Raw genomic sequence first — 16,084 nt, forward strand, 5'->3', positions numbered from 1 at the left:
GGTGGTCCTTCGGTTCGGATTCCTGTGGAGCCGGACGATGCGGGGGAGGGGAGAGGGAGAGTCACGTGCCGGTGTCGCGGGTGTCCGACCACGCCGCCCAGAGGGCCGCGTACGGCCCTTTGGCGACGCGCAGTTCGTCGTGTGTGCCCGTCTCGACGATGCGCCCGGAGTTCATGACGACGATGCGGTCGGCGGTCGCCGCCTGGCTGAGGCGGTGGGCGACGATCAGCGCGGTACGGCCGTCCACGGCACGGGTGACCGCCTTCTCCAGGGCGCGCGCTCCGGCGCTGCCCGCCTCCGCGGTGGCCTCGTCGAGGATCACCAGCGGCGGATCGGCGAGGATCAACCGGGCCAGTGCCAGGGCCTGGGTCCGTTCGCCGCTGAGCCGGTGGCCGCCGTCACCGACGACCGTGTCGAGGCCGTCCGGCAGCGTCTCGGCCCAGGCCAGGGCGTCGACGTGGTCGAGCGCGGCCCGCAGTTCGTCGTCGGTGGCGCCGGGGGCGGCGAGGCGGAGGTCGTCGGCGAGCGGGCCCGCGAAGACATGGGTCTCCTGGGTGATCAGCGCGACCGTGCGCCGGGCGGCGGCCGGGTCGAGTTCGGTCGGCGGCACACCACCGACCAGGACGGTGCCGGAGGTGGGCGGCTGGATACCGGCGACGAGTCTGGCCAGCGTGGTCTTGCCGGCCCCGCTCGCGCCGACGAGTGCCACGCGCTCTCCTTGACGGACCGTCAGGTCGATGTCGTGCAGGACGGGATGGCCCGGCCGGTACGCGTGGCTCAGCCCGCGCACGGTGACCTCGGCCCTGCCGGTCCCGACCTGGCGGGCCGGTCCCGGTGGCGGCGGCTGGTCGGTGACGCCGACCAGACGGGCCAGGCCCGCCGTGGCCGACTGGGCGTCGTCGAGGAGGACGAGGGCGGCGTTGACCGGCGCGAACAGACTGTGGAAGTACAGGGCCGCCGCGGTCGCCGTACCGATGGACGCCGAGCCCTGGCGCACCAGCCAGTAGCCGGTGACCAGGACGGCGGCCAGCCCGATGTACTCGGCGATGTGCAGACGGCTGTAGAAGCCCAGGACCAGCCGCACGCCGCGCATCCGCAGCGCCACCACCGACCGGGACCGCCGGGTGACCCGCTCGACGTGCTCCCGCTCCAGCCGGAACGAGCGCACCGTGGAGCTGCCCGCGATGGTGTCCAGCAGTTGCTGCTGCTGGGCGCTGCCGGCCGCGCGCTGCTCGGCGTAGAGCGGCACGGCCCGGCCGACGTACCAGCGCGCGGTGGCCGCCTGCACCGGCACCGCCAGCAGCGCGGCCAGCAGGAACCGCCAGTCGAGCAGGGCCATGGCGCCCAGCGTGAGGACGATGGTCAGCAGCGAACGGGCCAGCTCCGGCAGGGCGCCTCGGACCGCCTCGGCGATCAGGGACACGTCGGCGGTGACCCGGGCGGTCAGATCACCGGCGCCGGCCTTCTCGACCCGTTCCAGCGGCAGCCCCAGCGCCCGCTCGACGAACCGCTCGCGCAACCGGGCCAGCGTCGTCTCGCCCAGCCGGGAGATCAGCGACAGACCGAACCCGGCGGTGACGCCCTGCGCCACGGCGACGGCCACCAGCAGCGCCGCCGTGGTGGTGATGGCGTCGACGGACGCGCGGTCGGCGGCCAGGTCGACGATCCGGCCCAGCAGCGGCTGCACGAGCAGGCCGACGGCCGTGGCGCCGACCATCACCGCGAACGCGATCACGACCAAGCGGCGTTGCGGGCGCAGCAGTTCGGCGACGGCGGCGCGGGTACGTGCGGGGGACGCGACGGGGAGGAGATGAGCGCCGTCGGCGGGCGCCTCGCCCTGGGGCCCGGTCATGCCAGCACCGCCGTACGGTAGGCCGCGCAGTCGTGGACCAGCTGCTCGTGGCCGCCGCTCGCGGCGACCTCGCCCCCGTCGAGCAGGACGACCCGGTCGGTCACGGCGAGGAGGGCGGGGCTGCTCGTCACCAGCAGGGTGGTGCGGCCCGCGCGTACGTCCCTGATCCCGGCGGCGATCCGGGCCTCCGTGACGGCGTCGACGGCCGTGGCGGGTTCGTGCAGGACGAGGACCGGTGCGTCGGCGGCCAGCGCCCGGGCCAGGGCGACCCGTTGCCGTTGTCCGCCGGACAGGGAGTGTCCGCGTGCGGTGACCGCCGTGTCGAGGCCGTCGGGCAGGGTGCGTACGACCTCGTCGGTGCCCGACGCGGCGACGGCGGCGATGACCGGCGCGCCGGTTCGGGTGTGGGCCGCCGCGGTGACGTTGTCGAGCAGCGTGCCCTCGAAGAGGTCCGCGTCGTGCTCGGCGACCAGGAGTGCGGTCCGCAGCTCCGCCAGGCCCAGCGCGGTCAGTTCCGTCCCGTCCAGTTCGACGGCCCCGGCCTCGGGGTCGGCGCGCCGGCCGAGACAGCGCAGCAGCGCCGACGCGTCGGCCGGGTCGGCGGCGACGACGCCGACCGTCTCGCCGGGCGCGATGTCGAGATCGACCTCGCGCAGGGGCCCGTAGGAGAGACCGCGCAACCGCAGCCTGCCTTCGACCGTGCGGAGCACGGCACCCTCGGACGCCGGCGGTCCGGGCGATACGGCGTGCCCGGCACCGAGGACGTCGGCGATCCGGGCGGCGGAGGCCCGTCCCTGGGCCAGCTCGGCGTTGACCCAGGAGAACTCGGAGAGGGGGCCGATGAGGAACAGGGCGAGGGCGACGGAGGTGACCAGCTCGCCGAGGCCGATGTCGCCGCGTGCGGCGAGCCGTCCGCCGACCAGCACGACCAGGGCCAGGAAGGCGCCGGTGAGCATGGTCACGACCCCGCTCTGCCACGCCTCGGCGCGCGCCGCACGCAGGGTGGCGGTCAACGAGTCCCCGCTGACCCGCCGGTAGCGGGCCACGGCGGCCTGCTCGGCGCCGATGCCCTTGAGGACGCGCAGCCCGGCCACCAGGTCCGCCGCGACGCCCGAGGCGCGTGCCGCACGCTCCTGCTCGGTCTCGCTGCGCCGCTCCAGCGGCTTGCTCAGCAGGTGCACCAGCCACAGCAGCAGGGGAGTGCCCAGCAGGACGAGCAGCCCGAGCGGGAGGGAAACCCGCAACAGCACGACGGCGCCGACGGCCAGGCCGGTCGCGGCCGCGACGCCGACGACGAGGGCCATCGTGACGGCACCGACCCGTCGGGCGTCCTCGGTGGCGACGGTCGCCAGCTCGCCGGGCAACCGGCCTTCGTGCGCGCCGCCTTCGGGGGCGAGGACCCGGCCGATCAGTTCGGTCCTGAGCCGGTGCGCGGCCGTGACGGAGGCACGCTCACCGGCTCGTGCGCCGAAGCGGAAACTGAACGACAGCCCGACATAGACCACGGCCAGGACACCGAGCCACAGCAGCAGGCCGGTGACGTCACCGGCCACGACCCCGCGATCGATGGCGACGCCGATGAGTACGGGGACGAGTGCCTCGCCCGTCTGATGGCCCATGCCCAGTAGCGCACCGAGTGCGACGTCGCGGCGCTGTGCGCGCACCGCGCGCCACAGGACGGTCCGTCCCGGCAGGTCTGCCTTGCTCACGCATCCCTCCGGAGCGGGATTCACAGCACACGGACACCGTGCGCACAAATTTAGGTAAGGCTAACCATAACTCCTCCGTCCGAACAGTCCTTTGAGGCCCCGTGACACGGGGATCGTCAACAGCCCTTGAGGAATTCGATGAGCGCCGCGTTCACCTCGGCCGGACGTTCCTGCTGGGTCCAGTGCCCACAGCCCGCCAGCTCGAGGGGCTTGCGCCGGAGGCTGGGCATGAGGTCGGGGAGTTGAGCGATGAGCTCGGGGGTGCCGGGGAACGCCGGAACCAGGTCACGGTCGCCGTAGACGTAGAGGGCGGGCGGGGTGACGACGGCACCGTGCCACGCGGCGGTCAGTTCCCAGTTGCGGTCGAGGTTGCGGTACCAGTTGAGGGCTCCGGTGAACCCCTGGGAGAAGCTGTCGGTGAGCGCGTCGAGATCCTCCTCGGTGAGCCACTCCGGCAGTACTTCGGGGTCCGGCATGTCCGCCAGCCAGCCGCGCTCGGGGTCGACCAGCGGCTGCTTGCCCTCGGCGGTGCCGGGAGCGTCGCCGGACGCCGAGTAGAAGAACTTCCGCAAGGTGGTGCGGGTGTCCATCGCGAACTCGGCGTCGGCGACGCCGGGGCGGTTGAAGTAGTTCCAGTAGAACCGGCCGCCGAACCGCTCCTCCATGGCGGCCAACGGAGGCTCTGTCCCCCGGAACGGGGGCGGCACGCTCAGACCTGCCACGCCGAGCACCATGTCCGGCCGGAGCAGTGCGGTGTGCCAGGCGACCGGCGCGCCCCAGTCGTGCCCGACGACATACGCCTTCTCCTCACCCAGGGCCCGGATCAGTCCGACGACGTCGCCGACCAGGTGGAGGATGGTGTACGCGTCGACGTCCTCGGGATGGTCACTGCGACCGTATCCGCGCTGGTCGGGTGCGACCACCCGGAAGCCCGCGTCGGCCAGCGGGCCGAACTGGTGGTGCCAGGAGTGCCATGACTCGGGGAAGCCGTGCAGAAGCACCACCAGGGGGCCGCTGCCCTGCTCGGCGATGTGCAGCCGAATGCCGTTCACGTCAACTGTCCGATGCTCAACCATGGAATCGAGCGTACGTGCCGTGATCTTCGAGCGGCGTAGCAGGTACGGGGCCGACCGTCAGCTCGGCCTGAGGACGACCGCCTGGCCGCCGGCCGGAGCCATGGCGACTTCCAGGGTGGTCGCCGAGGTGACGGTGCGGGTGCTGACGACGACCGGCGTCTGGTACGGGTTGGTGCCCGGTGTGCCGTCGGAGTAGATCGTCGCCGTGTACGTTCCGCTGCCCAGGAAGGACAGCGGGAGCGACACGGTCCGGGACGTCTCGTTGGTCATCGTCCCCAGGTACCAGGTGGAGCCGTCGCGCCGGGCGACGGCCACGTACTCGCCGATCGATCCGGCCAGGGTCCGGCTCTCGTCCCAGGTCGTCGGGACGGCGTCGAACCACGGCAGTCCGGGCCAGTTGGCGGGATTGTTGTACTTGGACGGCTTGTCGTACCAGAAGAGGAAGTTGAGGGGCTGGTAGTACACCGCGGCCATGGCCATCTGGTGGGCGTTGGTCGTCTTGTCGCGGGACTGGCCGTAGCAGATCGTGTAGTCCATCGGGCCGCCGATGTTGCGGGCGAAGGGCAGCGTCACGTTGTGCGTGGCCGTCGGGAACTGCTCGTTGCCCCGGACGCCTTCCAGGCTGATGTAGTTCGGATACGTCCGCTCGAAGCCGAACGGGCGGACGTCGTCGTGCATGTCGATCAGCAGCTCGTACTGGGCGGCCGTGGCGGCCCACTCGATGATCTGGTCGGTCATCGACTTCGTGCCGTCGTTGATGAAGCCGAGCTTGATCCCCTCGACGCCCCAGCTCTTGTAGAGGCCGAACAGCGCGTCCGCGTCGGTCAGGGCGAGCCGGTTGACGTAGAGGAAGACGCCGACGCCCTGGCTCGTGGCGTACGAGATGACCGACGGCAGGTCGATGGCGGCGATGGGCTTCGTCGCGTCGACGGTGGAGAACTCGGGGCCGTACCAGCCGGCGTCGTACTCGATGTACTGGAGCCCGCGGGCCACGGCGAAGTCGACGCCCGAAAGGCCGGCGGCTGTGCTGAGTTCACAGCGGAAGACCTTGCCCGGCTTGATCCAGGAGGTGTCGTCGAGGACGCTCTCGGGGGCCAGGTTGAGCACCAGCTCGGCGTTGTCGACGAGTTCGGCGTGGGTGGAGCCGACGACGACGGCGCGCCAGGGCGTGGCGAACGGCGTGCTGACGGTCGTGGCCGGCTCGACGGGGCCGGTGCCGCGGGCGGTGTGCTCCATGAGGAACGCCGACAGGGCGTTGGGCTGTCCGGGGACCGAACTGAGCATCAGACGGGGGAAGTTCACCCGCGCCGACTCGCAGACGCAGGCGATGAGGCCGCTCGCGAGGGTGGCGGTGAGCGGCAGGTCGGTCAGCGGACCGTTGTCCGTGCTGGAGGTGCCCGTGACGGGGATCGCGTCGGGGGCGACCCGCTCGTAGGCGTTCTCGTCGCGGGCGCTGTAGACGGTGGTGTCGTCCGGGAAGACGAAAGTCGTCAGTTCGTCGGCGATGGTCGCCGTGCCCTTGTCCAGCAGCACGTAGCGCAGGGCCACGCCGGTCCGGTACGCCCGGACGCGGACGCCGAACCGGATCCCCGAGAGCCGGTCCGTGAGGTTCCAGCGCTGCTCCTGGTAGTGGTCGACGACCCGCGCGTTGCGCCCGTACACCGGGTTCCACGTGCGGTGAACGTTTCCGCGCCCGCTTCCCGTCACCGTGACGTCGCTGCCGAGGACGGTCCCGTCGCTCAGCCTGATCCCCAGGGCCGAGGGGGCGACCACCGTCCTGCCGTCGCGCTTGGCCTGCCACCGGAGTGCGCCGTCCACCACGGACAGGGTGATGGACGTACCGCCCATACGGGCGGTCGCGCTGCACGAGCCCGCCGCCGCGTGGGCCGGCTGCGCGGCGCCGATCCCCGCCGCGGCCATCCCGACGGTGACGGCCGTGCCCTTGAGCATCCCCCGCCGTGACAGTGGCCCGGGCCCGTCGGCTCTGCCCGGTGCGGACTCGTCCCGGTTCTCTGAAGTTCTCATCGTGCGGGGGCCTCTCCGTTGAGGGCCGCGCCGGTGCACGGCGCGATCGGGCGAAGGACGCGGGAAGCGAAAGGTGTAGTAAACGGTTTCTGCTGGAGGATGTTGTACGCGCCCTCGCGAGGCTGGGTCAAGACCTCCGGGGAGTGCGGACGTCGGGATCGCCTGATGTGGGGATCACCTACGCCGCCGGGCCGCCGCGACCGCCGCGACCGATGGCGGCATCAGATCCCGAGCCGGGGATCCACATGGATCTTGGGGCCGGGGCCGGCGCCCTCCGGTCGTTCGCCCGCGAGGACCGCGCCGACCTCGTCGAGGCTCACGGTGGCCGCGACGAGGGCCCCGGGGTCGACCGTGCCGGACGCGTAGGCGCGGATGGTGTCGTCCAGGCCGGGAGAGGCGGACAGGATGCCCACGGCCGTGACGTCCTTCAGCGCGAGCGTCCGGGTGTCGATCCTGCTCGGCTCGCCGGCCAGCCCGATGTAGACGACCCGGCCGGACGGTTCGACCGACTCCAGTGCCTTCTGGGGCAGATGGGCCGCGTTCGAGGCGTCGACGACCGCGTCGAAGGGCAGGTCGGGGAGGGAGCGCTCGTCCCATACGTGCTCGAAGCCCATCGCGTGGGCGAACGCGGGGGAGTTGCCGGCGCGGTCCAGCAGATGGACCTCCGCGCCCGCTGCCCGCAGGAACATCGCGACCAGGAGGCCGATCGTCCCGGGCCCGAGGACGAGAGCGCGGTCCCCGGTGCGCGCCGCCGCCGCCCGCGCCGCACGCAGGGCGTTGCCGCCCGGCTCCACGAGCGCCCCGAGCGCGGCGTCGACCGAGTCGGGCAGGGCGTGCAACGAGGATGCCGGCACCGCGAGTCGCTCCGCCAGGGCTCCTGCCCGGGCGCCGCGGATACCTACCTCCTGGCGCTTCTCGCACACATGCTGATGGCCCCGGACGCAGCGGCGGCACCTGCCGCAACCGAGCATCGTGTCCCCCATGACGCGGCGCCCGAGCCAGCCGCGGTCGACTCCCTCACCGACCGCCGCCACCCGACCGGCCCACTCGTGGCCCGGCCGCATCGGGTACGTGGAGTGCCCTTGGTGCAGGTAAGCCATGGCGCCGGTGAAGAACTCCATGTCGGTGCCGCACACACCGACCCGCTCGACGTCCACGACGACTTCACCGGCCACGGCCACCGGCGCCGGGAGCTCTTGGACCTCGAATGCGCCGGGGGCGGTCAGGACGAACGCGCGCATGACACGACCTCGGTCGCGGCGTATGAGGTTCACGATGGTCGTTCTCCAGAGTCAGGAGTGGGGTTCGCCGAGCCCGCCGAGCAGAGCGCGCATCTCGTCGAGGGCATCGACGAGAGCGGCCGACGGCGTCCGGTACGCCAGCGCGCTGACGCTCACGGCCCCGGCGGGGATCGTGGGCGAGGTCGGATAGACAGGCAGGGCGAGGCAGTTCACCCCGGTCTCGTTCTCCTGGTCGTCGACGCCGTACCCCCTCGCACGCGTGGCCGTCAGATCGTCGTGCAGCGCGGCGGCCGTACACAGCGAGCGCGCCGTACGACGCTCCAGCGGGACGTCGCCGATCCACGCCTCGACCTCCGCCACGGTGGCCAGCCGCCGGGCGAGCAGCAGCTTTCCGACGGCCGTGGTGTGGGCGGGATTGCGCCCGCCGATCGTCGACGTCAGCCGGACGGCACCGGTGGGCGGGTCGACCTTGGCGCGGTAGACCACCTCACGCCCGTCGAGCACCGCGTAGTGCGCCGTCTCGCCGAACCGTCGTGCCAGCGCTTCGAGCACGGGGCGCAGCCGGACCTGCTCGGGGCGCGCCTCGTGGTGGGCGAAGGCCATCCGCAGGAACTCGTCCCCCAGCACATAGCGGCCATGGGCGTCCTGGTCGGCCAGCCCCGCCCGCCGCAGCGCGCCGAGCGCCCGGTGGACGGTCGGCTTGGGACTGGCGACGACCCGCGTCAGCTCCTCCAGCCCCACCCCGTCGGGATACCGGGCGAGCTTCTTGAGCACGGCGAGGACCCGGTCGGAGCCCACAAGGCGATTGCCGTCGGCGGCAGTTGGACCGTCGCCGGGGGCTGTCGAACCGTCGTGCGGCTGCGTATGCTCCATGGCGTTCCAGACTGTAGACCTCCGTACCAACTGCTGGAAGAGGTCCCATGGCGAGGCTGCGCAGCGCACAGTGGTACGAGGGACAGGACCGCAATGCCTACATCCACCGCGCGTGGATGCGCCGCGGTGTGCCGGGCGACGCCTTCACCGGCCGGCCGCAGATCGCCATCGCCAACACGGCATCGGACCTGACCCCTTGCAACGCTCATCTCCACGAGGTCGCCTCCTCGGTCCGCGACGGCGTGTACGAGGCGGGCGGCATCCCGCTGGACCTGCCCGTGGTGTCGCTCGGCGAGACGAACGTACGGCCCACCGCCATGCTCTGGCGCAACATGGCCGCGATGGCCACGGAGGAGATGCTGCGGGCCAACCCCATCGACGGCGTCGTCCTGCTGGGCGGCTGCGACAAGACGATCCCGTCGCTGCTCATGGCCGCCGCGTCGGTGGACCTGCCCGCCGTCGTCGTGCCCGGCGGCCCGATGCTGAACGGCACCTTCCGCGGTACGCCGCTGGGCTGCGGCACCGATGTGTGGCGGCTCTCGGAGGAGGTCCGCGCGGGCACTCTCTCCCAGGAGCAGTTCACCCGCTCCGAGTCGGCGATGATCCGCAGCCGAGGCCACTGCAACACCATGGGCACCGCCTCCACGATGGCCCTGGTGGCCGAGGCGCTGGGCACGGTCGTCCCCGGCGTGGCCGGGACGCCGGCCCCGGACAGCCGACTGCTGGAGGCCGCCCACCTCACCGGCCGCCTCGCGGTCGAGATGGTGGGCGCCGACCGCAGGCCGGGCGCCTTCCTCACCAAGGCGTCCTTCCACAACGCGATCGTCGCCCTGGCCGCCATCGGCGGCTCGACCAACGCGGTCGTCCACCTCCTGGCCATCGCGGGCCGTCTGGGCATCGACCTCACCCTCGACGACTTCGACCGCATCGGCTCCCGCGTCCCGGTCCTGGTGGACCTCCAGCCCGCCGGCCGCTTCCTCATGGAGGACTTCCACCGCGCCGGTGGCCTGCTCGCCGTCCTGCGCGAGGTCCGCGACCTGCTCGATCCCGACGCCCTGACCGTCACCGGCGAACCCCTGGTCGACGCGCTCGACGACGCACCGATCTGGGACACCGAGGTCATCCGCACCCGCGCCGAACCCCTGGTCGCCGAGGGCGGCATCGCCGTCCTGCGCGGCAACCTCGCCCCCGACGGCGCGCTGGTCAAACCGGCCGCCGCCTCTCCGCACCTGCTGCGCCACCGCGGACGGGCCGTCGTCTTCGACTCCATCGAGGACTTCCACGCCCGCATCGACGACCCGGACCTCGATGTCGACGCCGACTCGGTCCTGGTCCTGCGCGGCTGCGGCCCCAAGGGCTACCCGGGCATGCCCGAGGTCTCGAACACGCCCCTGCCCAAGAAGCTCCTCGAACAGGGCGTGCGCGACATGGTCCGCGTCTGCGACGGCCGGATGAGCGGCACGGCGTACGGCACGGTCGTCCTGCACGTGGCGCCGGAAGCGGCGGCGGGCGGCCCGTTGGCCCTCGTGCGCAGCGGGGACTTCATCGTCCTGGACGTCGAAGCCCGCCGTATCGACGTCGACGTACCGGCCGACGAACTCGCCCGCAGAAGCCCGAGCGAGGCCACGGCCGACGCCTACGCCAACCCGCGGCGCGGCTGGGAACGCCTCTATGTCGACCATGTCCTCCAGGCCGACACGGGAGCCGATCTCGACTTCCTCACGGGGGCCGGCGGCTCGGAGGTGGGCCGCGAGTCGCACTGACCGCGTTCCGCCTCCCGCCCCGCCCCTGCTTCCGTCGTGGCCGCGAAAGCGGAACAGGCCCGTCAGACCCCTGTATCGCGGGTCTGACGGACCTGAATGGACCTGGAATGCGGCTACGCCTTCGTCAGGCGACGACGCCGCTTTCCTCGACGACGATCTTCGTGCTCGTCGTGCCCGAGCGGCTGCCCAGGGCCTCGACCGCCTTGACGACGTCCTCACCCTCGACGACCTCGCCGAAGACGACGTGCTTGCCGTCCAGCCACGGCGTCACCACGGTCGTGATGAAGAACTGCGAGCCGTTGGTGCCCGGGCCCGCGTTGGCCATGCTGAGCAGGAACGGACGGTCGTGCTTCAGCTGGAAGTTCTCGTCCGCGAACGTCTCACCGTAGATGCTCTTGCCGCCGGTGCCGTTGCCGTTGGTGAAGTCACCGCCCTGAAGCATGAACTCGGGGATGACGCGGTGGAAGGGGGAACCCTTGTATCCGAAGCCGTTCTGGCCGGTCGCCAGCTCACGGAAGTTGCGTGCGGTCTTGGGCACGACGTCGTCGTACAGACGGAAGACGATACGGCCGAGGTCCTTGCCACCAGCCGAAACCTTGAAGAAGACGTTCTCGCTCATGACCATGATTCTCCACAAGAGGCGGGCTCAGGTCGAACTGGCGGGCTGTGGCGCGCCGGGAACCGGGCCGCCGAACCGGCGGAAGCGCGGGCTGCCGACCGTAATGAGCTGGCGGGCCGCGGCCCTCGCGGACGAGCATGGTACGCATGACTGAGCGACCCGCACGATGGACCCGGGCGACGATCTACCCCGACATGTGGGCCGACCCGGCCGACGACCCCCGCAACAGCGAGGGACCCAGTCCGGACGGTGAACTGGCCACGTTGCAGGACTTCCTGACGAACTACCGCATGACCCTGCGGATGAAGTGCGAGGGCCTGGACGCGGAACAACTGGCCCGTCGGTCGGTTCCGCCGTCGACGATGTCGCTGCTCGGCCTGGTCCGGCACCTCGCCGAGACGGAACGGGACTGGCGCAACTGGATCAGCGTCGACGATCCGCTGCCGAAACTGTACGGCGAGCGGGACGCGGACTTCGACGGAGTCCGCGCCGAGCAGGCCCAGGTCGACGCCGCGTACGCCGACCTGGCCCGCGAGCAGGCCGCGACCGACGCCGCACTGGCCGAGCACCCGGACCTGGGCGAGCTGCTCGGGAGGGACGGGATCGCGGTGCGGGAGCTGCTGGTGCACCGCGTCGAGGAGTACGCCCGGCACTGCGGGCACGCCGACCTGCTGCGCGAGTGCATCGACGGAAGGGTGGGTCAGTGACGCGCCGTCTCAGCCGCCGATGAGGGGTGCCGAGAGGCGGCAGTCCACGGGGCGGGCGTGGGCGGGGTCGAGGGCGTTGAGGACGATCTGCAGGGCGTTGGAGTCGTAGGCGATCGAGATGTGCTCGGAGAGGTCCTGCGGACAGACGTCCTGGAGGGTGATGTTGCGCACCTTCGCCTTCGGCCCGGCCTTGAGGAACTGGTTGCGGTACGGCGTGACGACCTCGTCGTACCGGGTGGCGATGACCGTGTACGTGACGCCCGGTTGGGTGTCGCCGCCCCGGTCGAGTGTGGTGTGCACCTCGGACCCCGCCATCTGGTCCGCGTACGCCTGCCCCGCCACGAGGGACGCCGCCTGGTTGAGGCCGAGGGCGGTGGTGAGGGTGCCCAGCCCCGAGACGCCGGCGCCGTGGTTGGACGGGGCCAGGCCGATGAGCCTGCGCACCTTGTTCCGGGACGGCTTCGCCGGGTTCGTACCGCCCTCGAAGCGCAGGTACCAGCGGGGCAGCACACCGCCGCCCTGGGAGTGTCCGACCAGGTCGACCTGCCGGGCACCGGTGGCGTCCAGCACCCGGTCGACATAGCGGGCGATCTCGCGGGCGGAGTCGGGGATGTGCCCCGTGGCCTTGAAGGGAACGCCCGCTGGGCCGCCGTAGTTCGGCGCGAAGACGCAGTACCCGGCTTCCTTCAGCAGGGGTGACAGCATGCTCCAGTTCATGTGGGCGTTCGTCAGGGTCGCGTGCAGCAGGACGACGGGGCGGGGGTGTGCGGCGGTCGGCCGGCACTTCCAGTCGTTCGCCCCCGGCGGCGCGGCGTCCGGCTGGAGGGTGCCAAGCAGGAAGGCCTCGGGGGCCGAGGCGGTCGCCGTCCCGGGCGGGGTCGGGTCGTCGGCGGCGGCCGACGTGCCCGGGAATCCGAGGGCGAGCGCGGTGACAGCGCCGACGGTCGCGGTCGTCCACCGTCTGAGCAGGCGGGGACGCGGCGCGGGCCGGGCAGGACGATGGGACATTCTTCCGCTCCTCGGCAGGGTCGATCACAAACTGATGATCAAGATCCTCAAGGAGCGGCCGCCGAGGCCCTGGCCAACCCGCACCGGACACCCCCGTCGGAGTAGCGGCTTTCATTCGTGCGGCTCTGCGGCGTCGGTGGCCGTCGGGGTCGGTTGGGGCGGTGCGGCCCGCGTCGGCCTGATCGTGACGGGCATGCCGGGGGCGGGGAAGTCGGCCGTGACCCGGCTCATCGCCGAGCGCCTGCCGCGCACGGCCCGGATCGACGGCGTCGTCAGCAGGCTGGTCGTCTGCGGTCGGGTCCGGGGCGGCGCGGCAGGTGGAGGCTGTGCAACCGCAACCTGTGCACCCCTGGCGAACCACTTCAACGACGCGGGCTTCACACCCTTGATCGACTGGAAGCACAGCCGCGGGGCTGACATCGCCGGGGCCGGGCTGCGTGAAACCCGTGGGGCGGGGGACTTGGCGGTAAGGCGGGGCCAAGCTGCGAACCCCTTGGGGGCTGGCCCGGCCAGGCTCCTCTGGTTCGGACCACGAGCTGGGGGAGCCGCCCGCGTGGGTCAGGTCAGGGTGCCGTGCTCGCAGATCAGGCGGGCGACCTCACGGAGTTTGACGTTGTTCTCCTGCGAATACCGGCGCAGTGTGTCGAATGCCTGTTCCTCGGTGAGGTGGTGGCTGCCCATGAGGATGCCCATGGCCTCGCCGATCACGTGGCGGGTGGCGACCGCGCGTTCCATCTGGGCGTGGGTACGGGCGCTGGAGAAGGCGACGGCGGCATGGGAGGCCAGCAGCCACCCGGCCAGCTCGCTGATCTCGGTGAACGCGCCGGGTTCGCGGGAGTAGATGTTCAGCGCGCCGAGCTCGGCGTCCTCGGTGTACAGCAGGAAGCCCATCATGCGCCGACGCCGAGCTGGTGGGCCTGGGGGGCGAACGAGGGCCAGCGCGGCTGTTCCCGGGTGAGGTCCGGGATGCGGAAGACCCGCTCGCCCGTCTTTCTGTGGGCCGCATCGAAGCATGGCCCCTCGCCCAACCGCTCCTGCAACCGGTCACTGTCGATGACAAGGTGGTGCGTGGGCGCGAGCGTCTCGACCTCCGTGCCGCGCAACACCAGGATGCCGGCCGCGTCGCAGCCCTCCACCAGCTCGGTGGCCGAGCCGGTGATCCGGTCCAGGGTCCCGTCGACCGACTCCTGGGCGAGAAGATCTCGCGCCATCGCCGCCATCTGCTGCGCGAACCGAGCCCAGTCCATGGTTTCCTCCACCTCTCGGTGTGCCCGGGTTCAGTCGTCTACCCAGCATGGCACGCAGGCCTCACGAGGAGTGCCGGATGCGTTCCGGCGCCTCGCGTGATCTTCCCGAACGGCCTGCGGCTCTCACTCCTGTTCCTCGGGAAGTGTCTCCTCGGCAGGGCCGGAAGGGGTCCTCGTCAACGCTGCCGGCGGCCTGTCCCAGCCAGTCGGCGACGGGACGACGCTGGACGAGGTGCTCGCCCTGTGCATCGGCTCGATCGGCGCCGAGCGCCGGGGTGGCTCCTACGGCGCGGCCAAAGCCGCCCTCGGCGCGTGGAACGCCGCACTGTCCGCCGAACTCGCTCCGGCGGGCGTCACCTGCAACATCATCTCCGCGGGCTACATCGCGGGCACCAACTTCTTCCATGGTGGGCTGAGCGCCGAACGCCATCGCGCGCTCGTGGAGGAAACGCACAACAAGCGTCCGGGCACGGTCGACGGCATCGCCCAGACCGCCCACTTCCTCGCGTCGCCGGGGGCCAGGCACATCACCGGGCAGACCATCCACGTCAACGGGGGCGCCTTCACCACGCGGTAGGGCGGGGCGGCGCGGTCGTGCGAGGGGGAAGGCCAGTACCGCGCCTGGCGTCACGGCATGTTCGACGGCCCGACCCGCGAGTCTGGACGCCGGTGAACTCTTCCGCACCCCCCCGTATGGACCGCGGTGGCACCCAGGGCCCGGCCACGGCTTCGCCGACCCGCCGCCCCATCCGTCTGGTCGCCGCGCGGTGGCAGTTGGCGAAAAATGGGCTGTCCATTTCCATCTGAGGCACTTCGTCGCAGCTGACGGCCCGGCGCGGCCGTGGGAATCGCTGTCGGCGCAGGTCACGTGCTGATCGTTTCGGCGTGGAGGACAGATGAGCCAGAGTTCCGCCGCCCAGATCCCCGATCCCGCGTCGGCCGACGCCGGCAACGGTCCCGCCGTAACCCGTCCGGAGTTCGACGCGCTCTTCGAAGCGGTTCGCACGTGGGGGCGGTGGGCTCACGCCGACCGTGGTGCCTGGAACCGTGTGACCGCGGACCATGTGCGGCGGGCCACGGCCACCGTGCGGTCCGGGGCCGTCGTCCCGATGGCGCTGCCCTGGAACACCCGTCCCGGCCCCGACAACCGCAAACCGGCCCTGCACCACATGACCGACCTGGGCGATGTGGAGGCTCCAGAACCCCGCACCCACAAGGACTTCATCGCCGTCGACTACCACGGCAAGGGTGTCAGCCATCTCGACGCCCTGAGCCACGTCGCCTACCGGGGGCGGCTCTACGACGGCAGGACGGCGAGCGAGGTCGTCGACTCCGCGGGCGCCCGCTTCGGTGCCGTGTCGGAGCTCGGCCCGCTCGTCACCAAGGGTGTGCTCCTCGACCTCCCGGCCGTCCTGGGGGTCCGCTGGCTGGAGCCGGGGCGAGCGGTCCGCGCGAAGGACGTCCTCGCCGCGGAGAAGGCGCTCGATGTGACGATCGGTGACGGCGACGCGGTGCTGCTGCGCTCCGGGCACGTCCGCCGCCGAGCGGAAGTCGGTGCCTGGGACCCCGACACGGCGAGTGCGGGCTTCCACGTGGACGCCGTACCCCTGCTGGCCGAGCGCGGTATCGCTCTGCTGGGCGGGGACGGCGACAGTGATGTGCGGCCCTCGCCGGTGGACGGAGTGCACTCGCCGGTCCACGCGCTGGCCGTGGCCGCGATGGGAGTGCCGCTGCTGGACAACCTCGACCTGGAGGCGCTCTCCGCGGCGACCGCCGAGGCGGGTCGGCATGAGTTCATGCTCGTCGTGGCGCCGTTGAACGTTCCTGGCGGGACCGGCTCACCTGTCACCCCGGTCGCCGTCCTGTGACGACGACCCGAGCCGGTCACCGTGCGTGAGGGAGCTTACGAATCGTGACTCGCGCCCTTGATATCCCGTATTCTCGTCAATGCCAGATATGTCCGA

At 71.7% G+C, this 16,084-nt stretch carries 12 protein-coding genes and 1 pseudogene; 4 read left to right on the top strand and 9 right to left on the bottom strand.

Going from position 1 to position 16,084, the window contains the following annotated elements; all coding sequences use genetic code 11:
• Nucleotides 1-61: 61 nt before the first annotated feature.
• The 6 genes from ACFU95_RS39915 to ACFU95_RS39940 form a co-directional block, all read right to left on the bottom strand.
• Nucleotides 62-1,852, bottom strand: coding sequence for an ABC transporter ATP-binding protein (locus ACFU95_RS39915; RefSeq protein ID WP_383838992.1), 1,791 nt, complete (start codon nucleotides 1,850-1,852; stop codon nucleotides 62-64).
• A complete protein-coding gene (locus ACFU95_RS39920) occupies nucleotides 1,849-3,561 on the bottom strand; it encodes an ABC transporter ATP-binding protein (protein WP_383838994.1) in 1,713 nt (570 codons plus the stop codon). Before ACFU95_RS39920 ends, ACFU95_RS39915 begins: the two co-directional genes overlap by 4 nt.
• Nucleotides 3,562-3,677: 116 nt before the next feature.
• Entirely contained in the window at nucleotides 3,678-4,637 is a 960-nt protein-coding gene (locus tag ACFU95_RS39925) for an alpha/beta fold hydrolase (RefSeq protein WP_383838997.1), read from the bottom strand.
• A 57-nt stretch (nucleotides 4,638-4,694) separates the two neighbouring features.
• Nucleotides 4,695-6,662: a glycoside hydrolase family 97 catalytic domain-containing protein gene (locus ACFU95_RS39930; protein WP_383839000.1), complete on the bottom strand. Its 1,968-nt coding sequence runs from the start codon at nucleotides 6,660-6,662 to the stop codon at nucleotides 4,695-4,697.
• A gap of 221 nt (nucleotides 6,663-6,883) precedes the next feature.
• Nucleotides 6,884-7,903 (bottom strand): zinc-binding dehydrogenase, encoded by a 1,020-nt coding sequence (locus tag ACFU95_RS39935; protein ID WP_383839003.1) that lies wholly within the window; start codon nucleotides 7,901-7,903, stop codon nucleotides 6,884-6,886.
• A 51-nt stretch (nucleotides 7,904-7,954) separates the two neighbouring features.
• Nucleotides 7,955-8,776 carry an IclR family transcriptional regulator gene (locus tag ACFU95_RS39940; protein WP_383839006.1) on the bottom strand — a complete coding sequence of 274 codons (822 nt, stop codon included), beginning with the start codon at nucleotides 8,774-8,776 and terminating at the stop codon, nucleotides 7,955-7,957.
• Nucleotides 8,777-8,823: 47 nt separating this feature from the next.
• On the opposite strand from ACFU95_RS39940, the gene ACFU95_RS39945 reads away from it, so the two are divergent.
• Nucleotides 8,824-10,539, top strand: coding sequence for an IlvD/Edd family dehydratase (locus tag ACFU95_RS39945; RefSeq protein ID WP_383839009.1), 1,716 nt, complete (start codon nucleotides 8,824-8,826; stop codon nucleotides 10,537-10,539).
• Nucleotides 10,540-10,663: 124 nt separating this feature from the next.
• Here ACFU95_RS39945 and ACFU95_RS39950 read toward each other — a convergent pair whose 3' ends face one another.
• Complete coding sequence (locus ACFU95_RS39950; RefSeq protein ID WP_383839012.1) at nucleotides 10,664-11,158, bottom strand: peptidylprolyl isomerase; 495 nt, start codon at nucleotides 11,156-11,158, stop codon at nucleotides 10,664-10,666.
• A gap of 146 nt (nucleotides 11,159-11,304) precedes the next feature.
• On the opposite strand from ACFU95_RS39950, the gene ACFU95_RS39955 reads away from it, so the two are divergent.
• Entirely contained in the window at nucleotides 11,305-11,865 is a 561-nt protein-coding gene (locus ACFU95_RS39955; RefSeq protein WP_383839015.1) for a DinB family protein, read from the top strand.
• 9 nt (nucleotides 11,866-11,874) lie between these two features.
• Here ACFU95_RS39955 and ACFU95_RS39960 read toward each other — a convergent pair whose 3' ends face one another.
• Both ACFU95_RS39960 and ACFU95_RS39965 read right to left on the bottom strand, forming a co-directional pair.
• Nucleotides 11,875-12,873, bottom strand: coding sequence for an alpha/beta fold hydrolase (locus tag ACFU95_RS39960; protein ID WP_383839018.1), 999 nt, complete (start codon nucleotides 12,871-12,873; stop codon nucleotides 11,875-11,877).
• Nucleotides 12,874-13,431: 558 nt separating this feature from the next.
• Nucleotides 13,432-14,120, bottom strand: a pseudogene (locus ACFU95_RS39965) (GAF and ANTAR domain-containing protein).
• Between the two features lie 232 nt (nucleotides 14,121-14,352).
• Between ACFU95_RS39965 and ACFU95_RS39970 the strand changes: the two are divergent.
• Together ACFU95_RS39970 and ACFU95_RS39975 are read left to right on the top strand one after the other, a co-directional pair.
• Complete coding sequence (locus ACFU95_RS39970) at nucleotides 14,353-14,697, top strand: SDR family oxidoreductase (protein WP_383839021.1); 345 nt, start codon at nucleotides 14,353-14,355, stop codon at nucleotides 14,695-14,697.
• 319 nt (nucleotides 14,698-15,016) lie between these two features.
• Nucleotides 15,017-15,988: a cyclase family protein gene (locus ACFU95_RS39975; RefSeq protein WP_383839024.1), complete on the top strand. Its 972-nt coding sequence runs from the start codon at nucleotides 15,017-15,019 to the stop codon at nucleotides 15,986-15,988.
• Nucleotides 15,989-16,084 lie beyond the last annotated feature (96 nt).

This window comes from Streptomyces sp. NPDC057623, assembly GCF_042800355.1.
In the GTDB taxonomy this organism is placed as follows: Bacteria; Actinomycetota; Actinomycetes; order Streptomycetales; family Streptomycetaceae; genus Streptomyces.

Excerpts from the sequence above, each read along its gene's own strand:
- ACFU95_RS39950 (WP_383839012.1), bottom strand. The coding sequence starts at position 11,158 with ATGAGCGAGAACGTCTTCTTCAAGGTTTCGGCTGGTGGCAAGGACCTC.
- ACFU95_RS39940 (WP_383839006.1), bottom strand. The coding sequence starts at position 8,776 with ATGGAGCATACGCAGCCGCACGACGGTTCGACAGCCCCCGGCGACGGT.
- ACFU95_RS39945 (WP_383839009.1), top strand. The coding sequence starts at position 8,824 with ATGGCGAGGCTGCGCAGCGCACAGTGGTACGAGGGACAGGACCGCAAT.
- ACFU95_RS39935 (WP_383839003.1), bottom strand. The coding sequence starts at position 7,903 with ATGCGCGCGTTCGTCCTGACCGCCCCCGGCGCATTCGAGGTCCAAGAG.
- ACFU95_RS39930 (WP_383839000.1), bottom strand. The coding sequence starts at position 6,662 with ATGAGAACTTCAGAGAACCGGGACGAGTCCGCACCGGGCAGAGCCGAC.
- ACFU95_RS39960 (WP_383839018.1), bottom strand. The coding sequence starts at position 12,873 with ATGTCCCATCGTCCTGCCCGGCCCGCGCCGCGTCCCCGCCTGCTCAGA.
- ACFU95_RS39955 (WP_383839015.1), top strand. The coding sequence starts at position 11,305 with ATGACTGAGCGACCCGCACGATGGACCCGGGCGACGATCTACCCCGAC.
- ACFU95_RS39915 (WP_383838992.1), bottom strand. The coding sequence starts at position 1,852 with ATGACCGGGCCCCAGGGCGAGGCGCCCGCCGACGGCGCTCATCTCCTC.
- ACFU95_RS39925 (WP_383838997.1), bottom strand. The coding sequence starts at position 4,637 with ATGGTTGAGCATCGGACAGTTGACGTGAACGGCATTCGGCTGCACATC.
- ACFU95_RS39975 (WP_383839024.1), top strand. The coding sequence starts at position 15,017 with ATGAGCCAGAGTTCCGCCGCCCAGATCCCCGATCCCGCGTCGGCCGAC.